The 19,367-nt window shown below is 66.3% G+C and carries 13 protein-coding genes; 11 read left to right on the forward strand and 2 right to left on the reverse strand.

The window, feature by feature from the left end; genetic code table 11:
* Nucleotides 1-45: 45 nt before the first annotated feature.
* The 5 genes from AC5P74_RS03650 to AC5P74_RS03670 all read left to right on the forward strand — a co-directional run bounded on the left by AC5P74_RS03650 (nucleotide 46) and on the right by AC5P74_RS03670 (nucleotide 9,431).
* Nucleotides 46-2,772 (forward strand): TcfC E-set like domain-containing protein, encoded by a 2,727-nt coding sequence (locus AC5P74_RS03650; RefSeq protein ID WP_053498481.1) that lies wholly within the window; start codon nucleotides 46-48, stop codon nucleotides 2,770-2,772.
* Entirely contained in the window at nucleotides 2,769-3,908 is a 1,140-nt protein-coding gene (locus AC5P74_RS03655) for a CblD like pilus biogenesis initiator family protein (RefSeq protein ID WP_053498479.1), read from the forward strand. Before AC5P74_RS03650 ends, AC5P74_RS03655 begins: the two co-directional genes overlap by 4 nt.
* 18 nt (nucleotides 3,909-3,926) lie before the next feature.
* Complete coding sequence (locus tag AC5P74_RS03660; protein ID WP_053498476.1) at nucleotides 3,927-4,637, forward strand: pilus assembly protein; 711 nt, start codon at nucleotides 3,927-3,929, stop codon at nucleotides 4,635-4,637.
* 66 nt (nucleotides 4,638-4,703) lie between these two features.
* Entirely contained in the window at nucleotides 4,704-8,615 is a 3,912-nt protein-coding gene (locus AC5P74_RS03665) for an ESPR-type extended signal peptide-containing protein (RefSeq protein ID WP_495204798.1), read from the forward strand.
* A 69-nt stretch (nucleotides 8,616-8,684) separates the two neighbouring features.
* The gene (locus AC5P74_RS03670) at nucleotides 8,685-9,431 is read left to right on the forward strand and encodes a hypothetical protein (RefSeq protein WP_053498474.1); all 747 of its coding nucleotides are present in this window, start codon (nucleotides 8,685-8,687) and stop codon (nucleotides 9,429-9,431) included.
* A 115-nt stretch (nucleotides 9,432-9,546) separates the two neighbouring features.
* Here the strand turns inward: AC5P74_RS03670 and AC5P74_RS03675 are convergent, their stop codons facing one another.
* Together AC5P74_RS03675 and AC5P74_RS03680 are read right to left on the reverse strand one after the other, a co-directional pair.
* Nucleotides 9,547-10,191: a hypothetical protein gene (locus AC5P74_RS03675; RefSeq protein ID WP_043034094.1), complete on the reverse strand. Its 645-nt coding sequence runs from the start codon at nucleotides 10,189-10,191 to the stop codon at nucleotides 9,547-9,549.
* Between the two features lie 213 nt (nucleotides 10,192-10,404).
* Complete coding sequence (locus AC5P74_RS03680; RefSeq protein ID WP_053498472.1) at nucleotides 10,405-12,828, reverse strand: penicillin-binding protein 1A; 2,424 nt, start codon at nucleotides 12,826-12,828, stop codon at nucleotides 10,405-10,407.
* A 219-nt stretch (nucleotides 12,829-13,047) separates the two neighbouring features.
* Here AC5P74_RS03680 and AC5P74_RS03685 point away from each other — a divergent pair, with 219 nt between their 5' ends.
* The 6 genes from AC5P74_RS03685 to AC5P74_RS03710 all read left to right on the forward strand — a co-directional run bounded on the left by AC5P74_RS03685 (nucleotide 13,048) and on the right by AC5P74_RS03710 (nucleotide 19,367).
* Nucleotides 13,048-14,106 carry a pilus assembly protein PilM gene (locus AC5P74_RS03685; RefSeq protein ID WP_014038321.1) on the forward strand — a complete coding sequence of 353 codons (1,059 nt, stop codon included), beginning with the start codon at nucleotides 13,048-13,050 and terminating at the stop codon, nucleotides 14,104-14,106.
* Nucleotides 14,106-14,990 (forward strand): PilN domain-containing protein, encoded by an 885-nt coding sequence (locus AC5P74_RS03690; RefSeq protein ID WP_346607685.1) that lies wholly within the window; start codon nucleotides 14,106-14,108, stop codon nucleotides 14,988-14,990. Before AC5P74_RS03685 ends, AC5P74_RS03690 begins: the two co-directional genes overlap by 1 nt.
* Complete coding sequence (locus AC5P74_RS03695) at nucleotides 14,987-15,643, forward strand: type IV pilus inner membrane component PilO (RefSeq protein ID WP_053498468.1); 657 nt, start codon at nucleotides 14,987-14,989, stop codon at nucleotides 15,641-15,643. Before AC5P74_RS03690 ends, AC5P74_RS03695 begins: the two co-directional genes overlap by 4 nt.
* Nucleotides 15,643-16,176, forward strand: a complete 534-nt coding sequence (locus tag AC5P74_RS03700) for a pilus assembly protein PilP (RefSeq protein WP_005418914.1) — start codon at nucleotides 15,643-15,645, stop codon at nucleotides 16,174-16,176. The genes AC5P74_RS03695 and AC5P74_RS03700 overlap by 1 nt, the downstream gene beginning before the upstream one ends.
* 21 nt (nucleotides 16,177-16,197) lie before the next feature.
* Entirely contained in the window at nucleotides 16,198-18,168 is a 1,971-nt protein-coding gene (locus tag AC5P74_RS03705; RefSeq protein ID WP_065179084.1) for a type IV pilus secretin PilQ, read from the forward strand.
* 173 nt (nucleotides 18,169-18,341) lie between these two features.
* Nucleotides 18,342-19,367 carry an AAA family ATPase gene (locus AC5P74_RS03710; RefSeq protein WP_346607686.1) on the forward strand — a complete coding sequence of 342 codons (1,026 nt, stop codon included), beginning with the start codon at nucleotides 18,342-18,344 and terminating at the stop codon, nucleotides 19,365-19,367.

A 19,367-nucleotide genomic window follows, 5' to 3' on the forward strand; every position in this document is an offset into this window, starting at 1 on the left:
CGCCGGCCCGGTTCCCGGGCCGGCCGCTTCTCCAGCGGTACCCCCATGACCTCACACGCCCCCGCCGTCACCCGGCTGGCGGTCGCGCTCGCCCTGGCGTTGTCCACTCCGCTGGCGGCCGCGCGCGGCGTCCCGCCCGGTTTCGAAGACCTGGTCGAAGGACAGACCGAACAACTCGACATCCAGCTGTTCGGCCGCTCGGCCGGGCTGTCGCCGGTGCGCGTCACCCTGGAGCATGTGCAGCTGGAGGATCCCGCGCGCGTGCTGCAGGCACTGGACCTGTCCGCCGAGGCGCAGGCCGCGCTGCTGCCGGCGCTGTCGCAGCCGCTGCCACGCAACAGCCACCTGGCCTGCCGGTTCGGGGGCGCCGAGGCCGGTTGCGGCTATCTGGATCCCCCGCAAGACCCTGCGGCCGCGCGCGCGCTGTACGACGAAGGCGAGGGCGCCGTGCACCTGTTCGTGGCCCGCCAGTGGATCGGTGGCGAGCCCGCCGCGGAACGCTTCCACGCGCTCAGCAGCAATGCCGAGAACGCTTTCCTGCACCAGCAGGTGCTCAACCTCACCGGTGGGCGCGACTACCAGTCGTTCAGTGCGCGCGGCACCGGCGTTCTGGGCCTGTTCCAGCGGGGCCATATGTCCGCCGACTGGTACTTCACCCAGCAGCGCTACCGCAGCAGCGGTGGCGATGCGCATTTCGAATTCGACAACGTCTATTACCGCCATGACCTGGGCCAGCAGTACTACCTGCAGGCCGGGCGCATGGACCGCCGCAACCTGTCCAGCCCACAGGGCGGCACCTTCGGTTTCAGCATGCTGCCGCTGGACCGCTTCGACGGTGCCCGCGTGGGCACCACCCAGGCTTACGTGGACAGCGATGCTGCCGTGCAGGCCTCGCCATTGACGGTCCTGCTCGCCCGCGATGCGCGCGTGGACGTGTTCGACGGCGAGCGCCTGCTGCAGACCTACTACCTGCAGGCCGGCATCAACCAGATCGATACCCGCAACTTCCCGTTCGGCAGCTACTTGGTGCGCATGCGCATCTACGAGGATGGCGTGCTGGTGCGTACCGAAGAGGCTCCCTTCGACAAGGGCGGCGACTGGACCGACAGCCAATGGCAGTGGTTCGTGCAGGGTGGCCGCCGCAACGAGCGGCGCAGCGATCGCTTCGACAGCGAACAGGTGGCGGTGGCCGGCATGCGCGTGCCCTTGGCACGCGACCTGGCCGTTACCGCGGGCGTTGCCCATCTGGGCGGGCACAGCTATGGCGAACTGCGCGTCGACCTGCGCCGCGTGCTGGCCACGCAGGAAATGCGCGCAACGTTCAGCGGCATGCGCGGCAGCGATGGCAGCCACGGCCAGCAGCATCAGCTGTCATACCGGCGCAAGGCGTCCTGGAACATCTACCAGCAGCGCATGCGTGGCAAGGCCTGCCAGTTCGAGGCCGATGCACGGGACCGCCTGGGCTGCACCAACTCGCTCAGCGGATCGGTCTCGCTGCCGATCGCCGGTGGTACGGCGTATCTGGGGTATACCCGGCGCCAGACCTGGCGCACCGGTTGGAGCCGTCCTGGTGACGATGATCCGTTGGCGCCACTGGATCCATTCCTGCCGCCGCAACCGCTGCAACCGCACCGTGAGCCGCAGCTCAGCCGCACCTGGCAGGCCAGCTTCAGCCGCAGCCATCGTTGGCAGGATTTCAGCGTCTCCACGCGGCTGGGCCTGTGGCAGCAGCACAGCCACGACAGTGCCCGCGACACCCGCACGCGCGACCGTGGCATCTACCTCAACGTGAGCTTCACCCGCCTGCAGCGCAGCCATGTTGGCAACGGCCAGCGCCGCTATGCGGTGGACATGCGACAGCCGCAGCACCAGCGGCCGGAGATCAACTACAGCGTCGGCCAGAGCTATCGCCAGGAGGTGGACGCGCAGTTCCGTGAGCTGACCTCCGAGCTGCGCGCCAACAACAACGACCGCTACAGCGCATCGCTGGGCGGGCAGCTGCAGAACCGTTACGGACAGACCGGCGCCACCGTGGCGTACTACCAGCAGCATGGCCGCAGCGAGACCGCTTACAGCGGCACGCACAGCTCGGCCTTCGCACTGGGCCGGCGCGGTGCCTACTGGGGCGCAGGCAGCGGCGCCGACGCCGGGCTGGCGGTACAGGTAGGCGCCACCGATGACCTGGACCTGCAGGGCGTGGCGGCCGAACTGCAGGTGAGCGGCGCGGGCCGGCAACGGTTGCAGATCGGCGAGCGCCGGCTGCTGCCGTTGACCGCCTACCAGTCGCACCGTGCCGAACTGCAGGACGCCAGCAACGACGCCAGCATGGCCGCCATCCGGGTGAGCGGTGTGGGCGGTGCGCGCCCGATGTTCCTGGCCCCGGGGCGGCTGATGCGTATGCCGGTGCCGATCGAAGTGACCTACACCTTCATCGGCACCGCCCGCACGCTGGCCGGCGCGCCGCTGGGCGGCGCCCGCATCCTCAACGCGCCGGTGCCCGGCACCAGCGCCAACGGCGGCTTCGTCGCCGACTTCCCGCGTCGCGAGACAACGCTCTACCTGCTGCAGGACGACCGCCTGCTGCACTGCCCGCTGCAGGTGCGCGAGCGCCGCCAGGTGGTGCTGCTGGTCGGTGCCGTGCGCTGCGAACCGCTCGCCGTGGCCCAGCTGCCGGCGGAGATCCGCCAGCAGGCGCGCGTCACCCGGCTGCTGCAGGAACGCGCGCTGATTGCCGCCACGCCCCAGACCGCTGCTGCAGGAGGAACGCCATGAGCCGGCGTGTGTTGTTCGTGTTGATGCTGGTGTGCGCGCTGGCCGTGCTGATGCCGCGGGCGTGGGCGCAGTGGCCGCCAGAGACGCATCCCACCGACCAGAGCCGGGACATCGTGATGACGTGGGACCGCTCGGCCGTGCCCGGTGACGTGGAGCTGTGGGCGCCGAGGACGGTGCTGGGGTTCAGTCATGACGTGGCGATGAAGTACGGGCAGATCCATGTGGTGTGTGGGTCTGCGTCAGATCCGGTGTCTGGAAAGTGCCCTACAGAGGGGGTGCCCACCATCGCATTCGGGCAATCAGAAGTATGGGTCCAAGCCGTTGAGCAGCGCACGGGGCTTCGTTCGGACATTCGCGCAGTTGGTCATGTCCTAAGAATTCTCTCAGGACGCATCTGTTCAATCGATTTCTGGGATAAGAACCCGCGTTGGCTCAATGCATCATTTTGGTTCGAGTGCTCTCCAGGTGTGGAGTTTCCTCTGGGAACCGGAGTCCAGCTGACACTGCCTCAATCGGAGATTTCGCGTCTCGTCGCAGGCCACTGGAAGGCCACGATGCGCCTGAATATCAAGGCAGATCCCGCCGCAGCACCGGTCGCCACCGCCACCTTCAACTTCGATTTCACCGTCACCGACTACGACGCGATCTCGATCTACTTTCCGGCCTTCGACACCATTGCGCCGCTGGTCAACATGGACCTGCGCTACGACCCCATCAAGCAGATGGTGGGCGGCCGCAAGCAGCTGGAGATGTGCCTCTACGACGGCCTCGGCTCGCAGAGCGAGTTCATCGGCGTCACCGTGCGCGACAGCGGGCCGCGCCCGCCACCCGGCAGCGACTTCGCGGTCTGGCACCGCGATGGTGGCAGCGACGACCGTCAGCGCCTGGACTACCACGTCAGCCTGAACTACGGCGGGCGCGATATCCGCATGCGGCATGGCGTGGAAGAACTGCTGCGCGGTATCGACAGCGCCGAGCTGCGCCTGGTGATGCTGCCCGGCATCAGCCAGCCGGTCTATTGCGTGCCCACACCGCTGACATTGCTGACACCTCCCACCCCTGTCGCCAGCAAGCGCCCCGGTCTCTACGAGGGCGAGCTGACGGTGGAACTGCGCGTACCCACCGCCAAACCCTGATCCCACACGGAGCCTGCCATGAACAAACTGATCGTCTGGATGCTGCCGTTGAGTGCGCTGCTTGCGCCAGCAGCACACGCCAACCTGTCCATCCATCCCATGCGAACCGCGATGGACGCCAAGCGGGGTGCGCAGATCCGCGTCTACTCGCAGTCCACTCGCCCGCAGTATGTACAGGCCAGCCTGCGACGCATCGACAACCCGGCAACGCCCCGCGAACAGGAGCAGGATATCGAGGTCGCCGATTCGGCCATAGCCATTACGCCCGGCAAGTTCGCGCTGTCAGGCGGTGGCAATCGCCTGATCCGGCTGATCCCACTGCAGCCGGTGCAGAAGGAAACCGCATACCGGGTGTACTTCGAAGGTGTGCGCGGCCCGGAAGGCACTGAACTGGAAAGCAGCGAAGACGCTGCGCACGCCGACGTCGGCGTCAGCCTGGTATGGGGCGCGCTGGTGAACGTGGTGCCCGCCGACGGTGTGGTCAGCCTGAGTGTACGTGGCAACACGCTGCACAACAGCGGCACGCTGCGCGTGGGCATTGTCCATGCGGCCGAATGCACGGCGGCCGGCGTCTGCACGCCGCACGACCTCTCGCACAGCCTGTACCCGGATGCCGATTTCACCCTGCCGTTCCAGCCGCAGCCGGGCAATTCTCTGCGCCTGCGCTACCGGCTCAGCCAGGACGGCTATCGCGAGCATGTCCAGGACGTGGCCATCCAGTCCAGTTGATCCCCCTCCCTGCGTCCCGCGCATGGCGCGGGATGTCTTTTCCGCAAACTGTTAAGGAGAAAGACCATGAATCGAATCTATCGGCGTATCTGGAATGCCGCCCGGCAGTGCTGGGTGGTGGCGAGCGAGCTGGCTGTCGCAAGGCGCTGCGGTGCTTCAAGAAGCAAGCTGGCGTTGCGGGTTGTTGCGCTTTCCGTGTCCACGATTGGCGCTATGGACGCCGGCGCAGTCGAGTACTGGGGGTGTGACGTCTTCGATCTGGGCAAGCCCGAGCTCCGCTGCGCGCCACACCTTGGTCAAACCGATGCGGTCCCCTATGCAAGCTCCAAGTTGTCCACGTCCAAGGAGTATCTGATCATGGGCGGCGGGGCCTACAACGACGGATCGTGGAACGCCACCTTTGGTCACAAAGCCAAGGTGCTTGGCAACTACAACACTGCTCTCGGCCAACAGGCATACATCAGTGGTGTGGACAGCGTTGCAGTTGGCTACAACGCCACGGCCCAGCTGGGGCACAGCACAGTGGTGGGTGCCAACGCCTATGGCAAGGGCATCGGGTCCACTGCCTTCGGAAACAAGGCGTCAGCCACGCGCCAGAACTCGATCGCCATCGGTAGTGGATCGCTCTCGCAGAGCGAGAACTCAGTGGCGATCGGTGCAAATTCCCTTGCCAGTGAAGTGAACACCGTCTCCGTCGGCAGTGACAAGGAGAAGCGGCGGATCGTCAACGTAGCCGATGGGCGGATCACCGCAGCCAGTACCGACGCCGTCACGGGCAAGCAGCTGTACGCGACCAACAGCAAGCTGGGTGCGGTCGAAGCAAACGTTGGCACCATGAAAAATGATCTGACAGCGGTTCGGACGCTTGCGCAGTCCGCCACCAATCGCATCGATGCCACCACCCTGGCACTGGGTAGGGGCGCGATCGCAGAATCGGGGAGCTACGGCATCAGCACCGCCATCGGCAACAATGCCAAGGCCTACAACGGTCGCAGTGTCGCACTCGGGTTCGATGCGCTGGCTGGCGTCGATGCGGAGGGCAACCGAGTGACCGGCCAGAATGCCGGCGTTTCCATCGGTGCAAACACGCGCAGCGCAAACGGCGCGGTCGCGACCGGCTTCCGGGCCATTGCCAGCGGGAACTTCTCCATTGCTGTAGGCGGTGACGCCAATGCGGCCGCCGAACATGCCACTGCAATGGGGTACCTGAGCAAAGCCACGGCAAAGCAGTCCACGGCGCTGGGGCGTGGCAGCGAGGCCAAGGCGCAGTTCGCCACCGCGCTGGGCAATCTTGCGGTATCGGCCAATACCAGTGCCGTGGCATTGGGTGACCGGGCCAACGCCCGCCATGACAATGCAGTGGCACTGGGTGCCGGCTCTGTCACGGCGTCGGTCAACTCCGTTTCGGTGGGCAGTGCCACGCTGAGGCGCAAGATCCAGTACATTGCCGACGGCGTGGTCAGCAATGGCAGCACCGACGCGATCACCGGCAATCAGCTGTTCGCGACCAACCAGGCCGTGTCCACTGCCCAGAGCACGGCCACGAGCGCGCAGACGGCGGCCAATGCTGCCAAGGCCGACGCCGCCAAGGCACTGACCGAGACGACCGCGCTCGCGGGCCTGGTCTCTCAGACCGCCGCCACCGGCAATGTCCGCCTGGGTGGGAAGAACAGCGGCACCGTACTGGACGTGCGCAACAGCGCCAACGCCAGCCGGAAGGTTACCGGTGTAGCGGATGGCACGGTAAGTGCCAGCAGCAATGAAGCGGTCAACGGCAAGCAGCTCAATGCCACCAACGTGCAGGTGGCTGCCGTGGAGAAAGCGGCTACGGCCGCGCAGGCGGATGCAACGGTTGCAAAGGCAGACGCTGCCAAGGCGTTGGTCGGCACGGCTGCGCTGGAAGGACTGGTCAACCAGACCGCCGCCAACGGCAATGTCCGTCTGGGCGAGAAGAACAGCGGAACTGTGCTGGACGTGCGCAACAGTGCCAACGCCAGCCGGAAGGTTACCGGCGTGGCGGATGGCACGGTAAGCGCCAGCAGCAATGAAGCGATCAACGGCAAGCAGCTCAATGCCACCAATGTGCAGGTGGCTGCCGTGGAGAAGGCGGCCGCAGCTGCGCAGGCGGATGCAACGGTTGCGAAGGCGGACGCTGCCAAGGCGTTGGTCAGCACGACCGCGCTGGAAGGACTGGTCAGTCAGACCGCCACCAACGGCAATGTCCGTCTGGGCGAGAAGAACAGCGGAACTGTGTTGGATGTGCGCAACAGCGCCAACGCCAGCCGGAAGGTTGCCGGTGTGGCGGATGGCACGGTAAGTGCAAGCAGCAATGAAGCGGTCAACGGCAAGCAGCTGAATGCCACCAATGTGCAGGTGGCTGCCGTGGAGAAAGCGGCTACGGCGGCGCAGGCGGATGCAACGGTTGCGAAGGCAGACGCTGCCAAGGCGTTGGTCAGCACGGCTGCGCTGGAAGGGCTGGTCAGTCAGGTCGCCGTCAACGGCAATGTCCGTCTGGGCGAGAAGAACAGCGGAACCGTGCTGGACGTGCGCAACAGCGCCAATACAAACCGCAAAATCATTGGGCTGGCAGATGCTCAATTGAATGCCACAAGTTCGGAGGCCGTATCTGGGCGTCAACTTCATGATACGAACAGTAGAGTGTCGGTGCTGGAGACTATGAATCAGTATCTGAGCATTGGCGTTGATTCGTTTAGCCAGCGCGCCGAGGCAGGGCTTCTTGGTGTCGCTATTGGCGATTCCGCAAAGGCCGGCAACGAGGGTGGAACTTCGGTTGGAGCATTCTCCTCCGCGCTGGGTGTGAATTCTGTTGCAATTGGGCGCGGGGCGACCGTGTCCGCTGCAGCTTTGAATGGCTTCTCGATGGGAACAGGCGCACATGTGGCAGCGACCAATGGTGTCGCCATTGGTGCCGGATCTAGGATTCATCTAGGCGCAGACGGAGCGCTGGCCTTGGGTGCAGGGGCCGAGGCCACCGAGGCTGGAACGGCTTCCTTTGGGAGTAGTGGCGCCGAGCGCCGCCTCGTTAACATCGCCCGTGGCACCGCTGATCACAACGCCACGACCGTCTCTCAGCTGAAGGACTCCCTCGCCACCCTCGGCGGCAGCGCAGGCATGGATGCCAGCGGCAACATCATTGCCCCGATCTACTCGGTGCAGGGCGGTACACAGAACACCGTTGAGGGCGCGCTGATGGCGCTCGATGGCGCTGTCATCACTGCAGGCCGCCGTGTGGATAAGGTGGAGGGTCAGCTCAACTCGATCTTCCAGGACACCCCCTCGGTCCGCGCCGACGGTCTCAACCAGCTCACCCTCGCCGGAACCCACGGCATGGTCATCTCCAACGTGGCCAACGGCCTGGTCGCCGCCGGCAGCCGTGATGCGGTCAATGGTGGCCAGCTGCATTCGATGCAGCAGCAGCTCAACGGCCGTATCGATGGCCTGGAAGAGCGCATCGATGCGCCGCAGCCGCGGGCAATGGCCGTCGCTTCGGCGCCGGAGCCGGAAGCACCGGTGCCGCAGGCCGAAGGCGGCCAGCAGGTGGCGTCGGTCGGCGAGGGTGAGAAGCTCGCGCCGCAGCCGAAGTCGAAGCAGGACGAGACGCCCAAGCCGCAGGTCGACACCGCTGAATTGGAGAAGATGCTGGCCCGCGCCAACGAGTACACCGATGGCGCGATCAGCAATTTCGAACGTCGCCTGGACAAGATGGACAAGCGTTTCAACCGCATGGCGGCGATGAGCAGCGCGCAGACCGCGATGGCGATGAACACTGCGGGCCTGGCCACCTACAACCGCCTCGGTGCGGGCGTGGGCTACAGCGAGGGTGAGTCGGCGATGGCGGTCGGCTACCAGCGCGTGCTCAACGAAAAGGGCTCGGCCACCTTCAGCCTCAATGGTGCGTTCACCAACAGTGGCGAACGCAGCATGGGCGTCGGCGTCGGCGTCGGCATCGGCTGGTAAGCCATGGAGCCCCGGCGTGACGCGCGTAATCCGCCCCGCCGCGCCGGGGCCCTTGCCGAGGAAATGGCAATGTATCGATGGGTAAGCCGGTTCATCAGCTACCGCACGTTCTATCTGTGGCGGGCACGTTTTTACTACTACACCCGCAATCTGGACCGCTGGCTGCTGTTCGCCCTGCTGTGCGTGGCGGGCGTGGGCTTGGCGGCCTGGTACACCTGGCGGGTATCGAGCGTGCCGCCGCCGCGCGTGCATCCGGAGGCCGCCGCGCTGCGCGTGGAGAACATCACCCAGGAGGCGATCCATCGCATCGTGCTGGTGCGGCATGGCGGCCCAACCCCGGGCGAGCCGTTCACCACCCCGGAGGATGTCCGCGCCGGCACGCTGCGCACACTGCGGGTGCGGCAGCTGCTGGACAGTGCAATGGTGTGGCAGCTGAAGGCCCACATGCTGGCCGACATGGCGGCATACATCGATGCCACCGGAAGCTGCTTCCCTTTCCCGTGCTGGCAGGTGAGCCATCGGCTGGAGCTCATGCGTGCGGCGGAGGCGGAGAACGCGGCCATCAATCGGGCGCTGGAGCCGGTACTGGAGATCCCGTTGGACAGAATGCCCAATCTCAACGGCGGTGAGCGCGCGCGGATACAGACGGCGTGGTCGGACCCGTTCGGCGATGTATACAACCAGACCTGGTTGCTGGGCGATCTGCAGAACATGCACGCGCGGATGATGATGGCGTACCCGCAGCGGGTGGGAGCCCCTTGGTTGATGCGCCTGCTTGGCGATGAAACGGAGGAGCAGCACCATGATGTCTGGTAGGGCAACGCATCTCCTGTAGAGCCGAGCCATGCTCGGCTGCTCTTCGGTCAGCTATCCGGATGCCTGATGCACCGCGCGGACCAACGGTCCGCACCCACCAGAACCTGCGCAACCGTCACCCGCCGATGTACGCGGTGATCTCCGCTTCGGCCAGCAGCTGCCGCAGCTGTGCGACAGACGCGCGTCGCATCGGCTTCTCATCCACCGGCGACAGCGGCGCCTGGCGCAGCGCATCGTACGGCAGCACGGCCAGGTCGAAGGTCAGCTCCTCGGCACTGAACACCCACACCGGCACGTCCAGGCTGCGTTCGCGGTCCATGCGCAGCCGGCGCGTCCGCGATTCGGCGGGAATGCCGTGCTCGTCCAGGAAGCGATGCACGGCTTCCGGGTCGTCGCTGTGCAGGTGCAGCTGCACCGGGCTGTTGGCATCGGCGGTGCCTTCCAGCACCGGGCCGGCCAGCCGTGGGGCGAAGCCGTGCAGGAACTCCAGCGCGCGCATCGCGGCCTCGCGGCGGCGCTGCAGTTCATTGCCGTGCTGGGGCCCGGAGAACAGCCGCTGGTACTCGCGCAGGGCGTCTTCGATCTCGGTGTTGCGCGGCAGGGAGGCATCGTCGTGGATGCCGAGCCGGCTGGCGGCCTTCAGCTTGGCCTGGTGGTAGTCGCGGATGCCGCCTTCAGCCATCAGGCGGGCGGCTTCGTGGGCGAGGCGGTGGCGCCGCTCGCGGGTCTGGCTGGCAGCATGCTGGCGGGCGCGATGCATGCGAGGACTCCTGTTGCGACCTGGCTACAGACTAGCGCACGGATGTGACATCCGCGTAGGCGTTTTCCCGGATGGGAGCAAGCGGGTGCCGTTGATCCTGTAGAGCCGAGCCCATGCTCGGCTGCTCTACCGCGGGCGTCCGGAGCCGAGCATGGGCTCGGCTCTACAGTCGCATCGGTGCCAACCCATGGTTGGCACCCACCGAACCCTTCCTCAGAAGATATCGAACGCGGCGGCGTCGGCCTGCGGCGTATTGAGGTTCAGGTCGTAGTCGGTCAGGCGATCCATGTCTTCCACCTTCACCCACTCGGTCGCGCCGTTGAGCGTGGCCTGGACCATGCCGCTGGGCGGCTCGTTCTGCGCGATCGGGGTGTCCTTCAGCGCGGTGCGCATGTAGTCGATCCAGATCGGCAGCGCCGCCTTGCCACCGTACTCGCGGTAACCCAGCGAGCGGAAGTCGTCACGGCCCACCCACACGGTGGTCACGTACGGGCCGCCGAAGCCGGAGAACCAGGCGTCACGATGGTCGTTGGTGGAGCCAGTCTTGCCGCCCACGTCCTCGCGGCCGAGCACCTTGGCCTGCACACCGGTACCGCGCTGGACCACGTCGCGCATCATCGACACCAGCTGGTAGGCGGTGCGGGCATCGATCGCGCGCGGGGCGGTGCGGGCATCCGGGTTGGCCGGTGCCGTCGGGGTTTCGACCTTGGCTTCGGCCTTGGCCGCGGCGGCCGGGTCCACCTTCGGGGCCGGGGCGCCGAAGTTGAAGCCATCCACCACCTGGTTGACCGGCTGATCGCTGCTGCCGGCGCAGTCGCGGCAGGCCAGCGCCGGGTTTTCCTTGAACACCAGGTTGCCGTCGCGGTCATTGACCTGGTCGATCAGCCAGGTATCCACGCGCGAGCCGCCATTGGCGAACACCGCGTAGCCACGCGCCACCGACAGCGGGGTCAGCGATGCAGTGCCCAGCGACATCGACAGGTTCGGCGGCAACTCCGATTCGGCAAAGCCAAACTCGCTGATGTACTTGCGCGCGTAGTCCACGCCCATGCCATCGAGCAGGCGTACCGAGACCAGGTTGCGCGACTGCACCAGCGCTTCACGCAGGCGCATCGGGCCGCGGAAGCCTCCGCCGTCGTTCTGCGGGGCCCAGGTCTTGCCGCGGCGATCGCGGAACACGACCGGGGCGTCGAGCACGATCGAGGCTGGGTTGTAGCCCTTGTCGAAAGCGGCCGCGTAGACGAACGGCTTGAAGCTCGAACCCGGCTGGCGGCGGGCCTGGGTGGCGCGGTTGAACTTGTTGCCGGAGAAGCTGAAGCCACCCACCAGCGCCTTCAGCGCGCCGCTGTGGGCATCCAGCGAGACCAGTGCGGACTGGCCGCGCGGGATCTGGTCCAGCAGCCACTCCCCTTCCTTGGCACCGGCGCGTACGCGCACGATGTCGCCGCGCTGCACCAGCTTGCCCGGGGTCTTGTTGGTCCACTTGGCGGCACCGGCTGGCAGCACGATCTCGGTGCGGTTGGCCAGCACCACCGTGGCGCTGCCATCGGCCGCGGTGCTGGCGACGATTGCCGGCAGCAGGCCGGCCTGGCCGTACATGCCGCGCAGGTGCTCGGCCAGCGCGGCGGTATCGTCGCCGGCGCCCAGCTGCACCTGCTTCTCCACGCCGTGCCAACCGTGGCGGTGGTCGTACAGCAGCAGGCCATCACGGACGGCCAGGTTGGCGGCGGTCTGCAGGGTGGAGTCGATCGTGGTGGTGACGTGGTAGCCCTTGTTGACCACGTCGCCGCCGAAGCGGGCGATCATTTCCTGGCGCACCAGCTCGGCCACGTAGGGTGCATCGACCTGCACCGGCGGCTCATGCGCGGTGGCGTGCATCGGCACGGCCTTGGCCGCGTCGGCTTCGGCCTGGCTGACGAACTTCAGGTCGGCCATGCGCTGCAGCACGTAATTGTCGCGGCGCTGGCGGGCACGTTCCGGGTTGGAGATCGGGTTGCCCGACGACGGGAACTTGGGGATACCGGCCAGCGAGGCCATCTCGTCCAGGTCCAGCTCGTTCAGCTTCTTGCCGTAATAGAACTCGGCGGCAGCGGCCACGCCGTAGGCGCGGTTGCCGAAGAAACTCTTGTTCAGGTACAGCTCGAAGATCTCGTCCTTGCTCAGCTCGGACTCGATCTTGCGCGCCAGCAGGATCTCGGCCAGCTTGCGGGTGTAGCTGTACTCGGAGCTGAGGAAGAACTGGCGGGCGACCTGCTGGGTGATGGTGGAGCCACCCGGCACGCGCTTGTCGTTGGTGGTGGCCAGCAGCCAGACCGCACGGCCGATGCCCATGTAGTCCACGCCGCCGTGTTCGTAGAAGCGGGCGTCCTCGGTGGCCAGGAAGGCCTGCTTCAGCCGCTCGGGCACGTCCTTCATGGTGATCGGGGTGCGCCGGGTCTCGCCGAACACCGCCATCAGCTTGCCGTCGGCAGCGTAGACGTACATCGGCTCCTGCATTTCCACGTCGCGCAGGGTCTGCACGTCGGGAAGCTTGGAGGAAACGGCATAGTACAGACCGCCCACGGCGGCCGCGCCGATCAGCGCCAGGACCAGGACAATCAGGAAGATCCAGCGCAGCCAGCGGCGGAGTCGAGTCATCGGGTTCAGATTCCGATTGCGAATTTCGTGGTCGCAGAGTATAGATTACGCAAGGTGGCGGCTGGGGTCGGCACCGGGGAGCGCAAGGGGAACAGTCAGGGGCTGCATGGTGAATCCGTGAGGGATTTCACAGCAGGGCCGTTGCCATTTGCTAAGAATACGTTATTAATGCTCGGACGCAGGTCTTGCGTCCAAGTGCCCGTCGGCAGGGGAGAAACCGTGGGGCTCATCCCAAAAAGTCAGTCGCCGCTTGTAGGCGTCGACATCAGTTCGACTGCGGTAAAGCTTTTGCAGCTGTCCCGCAGCGGCAATCGTTTCCGCGTGGAACATTACGCTGTGGAACCTCTTCCGCCGAATGCGGTGGTGGAGAAGAACATCGTCGAAGTGGAGGCCGTCGGTGAGGCCATCCGCCGGGCGATGAACCGTTCAGGCAGCAAGGCCAAGTTGGCCGCTGCCGCCGTCGCGGGGTCGGCGGTGATCACCAAGGTGATCCCGATGCCGGCCGATCTCGACGAAAACGACATGGAAGCCCAGATCGAGCTGGAAGCGGTCAACTACATTCCGTATCCGATCGAGGAAGTGAACCTGGACTTCGAGGTGATCGGGTCGATCCCGAACAACCCGGAGATGGTCCAGGTGCTGCTGGCCGCGTCGCGTTCGGAGAATGTCGAGCTGCGCCAGTCCGCGCTGGAGCTCGGTGGCCTGCAGGCCAAGGTGATGGACGTGGAGGCCTTCGCGGTCGAGAACGCCTACGCCCTGGTCGCCAGCGAGCTGCCGGTGTCCATCGACGGTGTGGTTGCGCTGGTCGACATCGGCGCCACCATGACCACCCTCAATGTCCTGCGCGGCGGTCGTAGCCTTTACAGCCGCGAGCAGGTGTTCGGTGGCAAGCAGCTGACCGACGAGATCATGCGCCGCTACGGCCTGAGCTACGAGGAAGCCGGGCTGGCCAAGCGCCAGGGCGGCCTGCCGGAAAGCTACGAGATGGAGGTGCTGGAGCCGTTCAAGGAAGCCACGGTCCAGCAGATCAGCCGCCTGCTGCAGTTCTTCTATGCGGGCAGCGAATTCAACCGCGTCGATCACATCGTGCTGGCCGGCGGCTGCGCCGTGCTCGGTGGCCTGCCGGAGATGGTCGAGGAACAGCTGGGCGTGCCGACCGTGGTCGCCAACCCGCTGGCGCAGATGACCCTGGGGCCGAAGGTGAACGCGCATGCGTTGGCCCAGGATGCCCCCGCGCTGATGATCGCGACCGGTCTGGCGCTGAGGAGCTTCGACTGATGGCACGCATCAATCTATTGCCCTGGCGCGCCGAACGGCGCAAGCAACGCCAGCGCGAGTTCTACGCAATGCTGGGCATGGCCGCTGTCGGTGGCCTGCTGTTGTCGCTGATGATCTGGTTCTATTACGACCGCCAGGTGAGCGGCCAGATGGACCGCAACGCCTATCTGGAAGCCGAGATCGAGAAGGTCAAGGAACAGAACAAGGAGATCGATCGCCTCGACGCGCAGAAGGAACGCCTGCTGGCCCGCAAGAAGGTGATCGAGGAACTGCAGGCCAAGCGCTCGCAGATGGTCCACCTGTTCGACGCGCTGGTGCGCACCATTCCCGATGGCGTGGTGCTGACCGCGCTGAAGCAGGAAGGGGATGTGCTGACGCTGGAAGGTCGCACCCAGTCCAATGCCCGCGTTTCGGCCTACATGCGCAACCTGGAGACCTCCGGCTGGATGACCAATCCGGAGCTGTCGATCATCGAAGCGCGTGACCCGGAGAAGGACAAGGATGGCAAGGTCGGTCCGCTGGCCGACATCAAGGCGCTGCCCTACGTGTTCGTGGTCAAGGTGAAACTGCCGGCACAGAGCGAAGAGGTCTCGGCGACGCCGGGCCTGAACGCCGATGGCTCGGTGGCGACGGCTGCGCCGGCACCGGTGGCTCCGTTGGCCGCGGGTCCGGATGCCGCGACGCCTGCGGCTCCGGCAACGGGCCAGCCGGCAGCGGCTCCCGCTGCACCGGCCGCTGCACCGCCGGCCACTCCGGCCAAGCCGAACCAACCGGCCGCTCCGGCCGCCGCGCCGGCCCCGGCACCTGCCCCGAAGCCTGAGGGCAGCCGCCTGGCGCAGCCGCCGCAGGCCTTCAATGCGCTGCTGCAGGGGGACCGCGCATGAGCCAGAAGATCGATATCAAGAACCTGGATTTCAACGACATCGGCAACTGGCCGCAGAAGGCCAAGATCGTCTTCTGCTCGTTGCTGGCGCTGGTCATCATGTTCGTGGCGTGGATGCTGCTGATCAGCGGCAAGCGCGAAGAACTGGCCGGCCTGGAATCGAAGGAAGTCGAGCTGCGCGCCGAGTTCACCAAGCAGCAGGAACGCGCGGTGAACCTGGGGCCGCTGAAGCAGCAGCTGGCGCAGATGGAGCAGGTGCTGCAGCAGATGCTGCGGCAGCTGCCGAGCAAGACCGAAATGCCCGACCTGATCATCGACATCTCGCAGACCGCGCTGTCCAGCGGCCTGACCAACGAGCTGTTCGAGCCGGAGCAGGAGCAGGTCAAGGAGTTCTACGCCGAGAAGCCGATCAAGCTGCGCATGGTGGGCAGTTACCACCAGTTCGGCGCATTCGTCAGTGGCGTGGCCTCGTTGCCGCGGGTGGTGATCCTGACCATGCATGACATCAACCTCAAGCCCAAGGAAAAGACCGGCGGCAACGTCCGCAGCGGTGCACTGGAACTGTCCGGTACGGTCAAGACCTACCGTTACCTGGACGAGACCGAAGTGCAGGCGCAGCAGGCGGCCGACGCTGGCAAGGAGGGCAAGAAGTGATGCGCGCGCAGACCGTACGTGGTGCGATGGTGCTGGCTGTACTGCTGCTGGCCGGTTGCGGCCGTGGCGTGACCAGCACGCCCGGCGACGCACCGAACCTTGAGAAGTGGGTGGAAGGCGAGCGCGCGCGACCGGCGCAACCGCTGGAGCCGCTGCCGGTGATGCAGCAGTTCGAGACCTTTGAATACTCCGCGCAGGGCATGCGCGATCCGTTCACCGATGCCTGGACCAATCCGCAGCAGGGGAACGGCGGATTGCGACCGGACCCGAACCGGCGCAAGGAGCCGTTGGAAGGCTTCCCGCTGGATGCGCTGGACATGGTCGGCACCATCGGTACCGGTGCAGGCACCGTGGCGCTGGTGATGGGGCCGGACAAGGTCACCTACCGGGTTCGCCCGGGCGGTTACCTGGGGCAGAGCGACGGGCGGGTCACGGCGGTCTTCGAAGACCGCGTGGAGCTGATCGAACTGGTGCCGGATGGCGCGGGTGGCTGGCTGGAACGGCCGGCAACGCTCTCGCTTGAAGATCAATGATCGTTTACTGGGGATAGCACGATGACCTTTCACCAAGCCAAGGGGCTGCGTCCCATCCGGCGCTCTACCTTGAACCGTGTCAGCGCGCTGGGAGTCGCGCTGATGCTGGCCTGCGCTCCGGCGCTGGCTGCCGCACCGGCGGAAAAACCGGTGGGCGCCACCGTGGCACCGGCCGCTGCGCCGGCAGGCCTGTCGGTGGCCAAGATCGATTTCAAGCGTGGCGATGACGGCGCCGGGCGCCTGATCGTGCAGTTCGACGGGCAGGGCGCGATTCCTGACCTGCGCACGCAGGGCAACAGCGTGGTGGTCGACGTCGGCAATGCCCGACTGCCGGCCAACCTGCAGAAGCCGATGAACGTCACCGACTTCGCCACGCCGGTACAGCGCATCGACGCCAAGCCGTCCGGTGCCGGCACCCAGCTGGTGCTGAGTACCGGCGGTGCAGTGGAGTCGCTGGCCTACCAGAGCGGCAACGAGTACGTGGTCGAGATCAGCCCGCGGCAGGCCCCGGCCGCCGTCGGCGCGGTCACCGCCGGCAGCGTCACCCAGGCGGCCAAGGCCGTCGGCCAGCGCGGCTTCACCGGCAAGCCGGTGACCTTCAACTTCCAGGACGTGCCGGTGCGCACCGTGCTGCAGTTGATCGCCGAGGAGTCCAACCTGAACGTGGTTGCGTCCGACTCGGTGCAGGGCAATGTGACCCTGCGCCTGGTCAATGTACCGTGGGACCAGGCGCTGGACATCGTCCTGCGCGCCAAGGGCCTGGACAAGCGTCGCGATGGCAGCGTGATCTGGGTGGCGCCGCAGGCTGAACTGGCCAAGTTCGAGCAGGAGAAGGAAGACGCGCGCATCGCCATCGAGAACCGCGAAGACCTGCAGACCGACTACATCCAGATCAACTACCACAGCGCCACGCAGATCTTCAAAGCGCTGACCGAGGCCAAGGGCATCGGTGGCAGTGGCGGTGGTGGCAGCGGTGGTGGTTCGGGCAGCTCGTCGCAGGAAGACAGTGGCTTCCTGTCCTCGCGCGGCCGCATCGTGGCCGACGAGCGCACCAACACGCTGATGATCAGCGACATCCCGAAGAAGATCGCGCGCATGCGCGAGCTGATCAACGTGATCGACCGCCCGGTCGACCAGGTGCTGATCGAAAGCCGCATCGTCATCGCCACCGATACCTTCGCCCGCGAACTGGGCGCGAAGTTCGGTGTCAGCGGCAGCCGTGACAACGTGTACTTCAGCGGCAGCCTGGATGCCAATGCCGAGACCCGCAAGTCGCAGGTCGCAACAGACCTGGCCAACGCCAAGGCCGAGCGTGACTGGGAAGCCGGTGGCCGGGTCGGCCCGCCGCCGGTGAAGTCCGGCTCGGCGATCACCCGTGGCCTGAACTGGAACCTGCCGGTGGCCGCCGCCAGCAACCCGGGTTCGCTGGCACTGTCGATCCTCAATGCCGGCTACCTGCTGGACGTGGAACTGTCGGCCATGCAGCAGGAATCGCGAGGCGAGGTGATCTCCAACCCGCGCGTGGTCACCACCAACCAGCGCGAAGCGATGATCAAGCAGGGCAAGGAGATCGGTTACGTCACCATCAGCGGTGGTACCGCTGGCGGCGTGGCGACGCCGAACGTGCAGTTCAAGGAAGTGGTGCTGGAGCTGAAGGTCACTCCGACCATCACCAACGACAACCGCGTGTTCCTCAACATGCAGGTGAAGAAGGACGAAGTCGACCAGCTGATCCAGCTGGAGGGCTACGGCACCGTGCCGTCGATCAACCGCCGCGAAGTCAATACCGCGGTGCTGGTCGAGGACGGGCAGACCGTGGTGATCGGTGGTGTCTACGAGTTCACCGATCGCAACAGCATCAGCAAGGTGCCGTTCCTGGGCGACGTGCCGTTCCTGGGCAACCTGTTCAAGAAGCGCGGCCGCAACAAGGACAAGGCCGAACTGCTGGTGTTCGTCACCCCGAAGGTGCTGCGCGTGGCCAAGCAGAACTGAGCCACCGCTCCGAAGTCTTCGAAGAAGGGCCGCCCTGTGCGGCCCTTCCTCGTTTCCGCCGGTAGATTCACGCCATGCGCGGATGCGCTGTTCAGCCGTTCTTGATGCCAATCGCAAGGCACCCTGCGATGATGTCGGGAACCCGTGCCGTCCTGCGCCGGTCAAAGGTCCCCATGAATCTGCCACCGCCGATGCCCGAAACTGTCTCGCCGCCGCCCGCGCCGGCAACCTCCCGCCTGCGTGCGGCATTCACCCAGCTGCGCGATGCGTTGTCGACCGAGATCGTCGGCCAGGCGGCACTGGTCGAACGCCTGCTGATCGCGCTGCTGGCCGACGGCCATCTGCTGGTGGAGGGTGCACCGGGCCTGGCCAAGACCACGGCGATCCGTGCACTGGCCTCGCGCCTGGAAGCCGACTTTGCCCGCGTGCAGTTCACCCCCGACCTGCTGCCGGCCGACCTCACCGGCACCGAGATCTGGCGCCCTCAGGAGGGCCGCTTCGAGTTCGTGCCTGGCCCGATCTTCCACCCGATCCTGCTGGCCGACGAGATCAACCGTGCACCGGCCAAGGTGCAGTCGGCGCTGCTGGAAGCCATGGGCGAGCGCCAGGTCACGGTTGGCCGCCATACCTATGCGCTGCCGCCGCTGTTCCTGGTGATGGCCACGCAGAACCCGATCGAGCAGGAAGGTACCTTCCCGCTGCCGGAAGCGCAGCTGGACCGCTTCCTGATGCATGTGCGCATCGGTTACCCGGACCAGGCCGCCGAATCGGAGATCCTGCGGCTGGCCCGTGAGCGTGCCCGTGGCGCATTGGGCGAGGCCGCGCCGGCGCCGGACAAGATGCCGATGCAGGACGTCTTCGACGCCCGCCGCGAAGTGCTGGACCTGCACATGGCACCGGCACTGGAGCGCTACCTGATCGAACTGGTGCTGGCCTCGCGTGATCCATCGCGCTACGACGCCGGCCTCGGCAGCCGCATCGCATGGGGGGCAAGCCCGCGCGGTTCCATCGCACTGGAACGCTGCGCCCGCGCGCGGGCGTGGTTGGCTGGCCGTGACTTCGTCACGCCCGACGACGTGCGCGCGGTCGCCGCCGACGTGCTGCGCCATCGCGTGCTGCCCAGCTATGAAGCCACCGCCGAAGGCTGGGACGGCGAGCGCCTGGTGCAGGAGCTGCTGGCCCGGGTGCCGGCACCCTGA

The organism is Stenotrophomonas sp. YJH_SMC_94-11 (assembly GCF_059370435.1).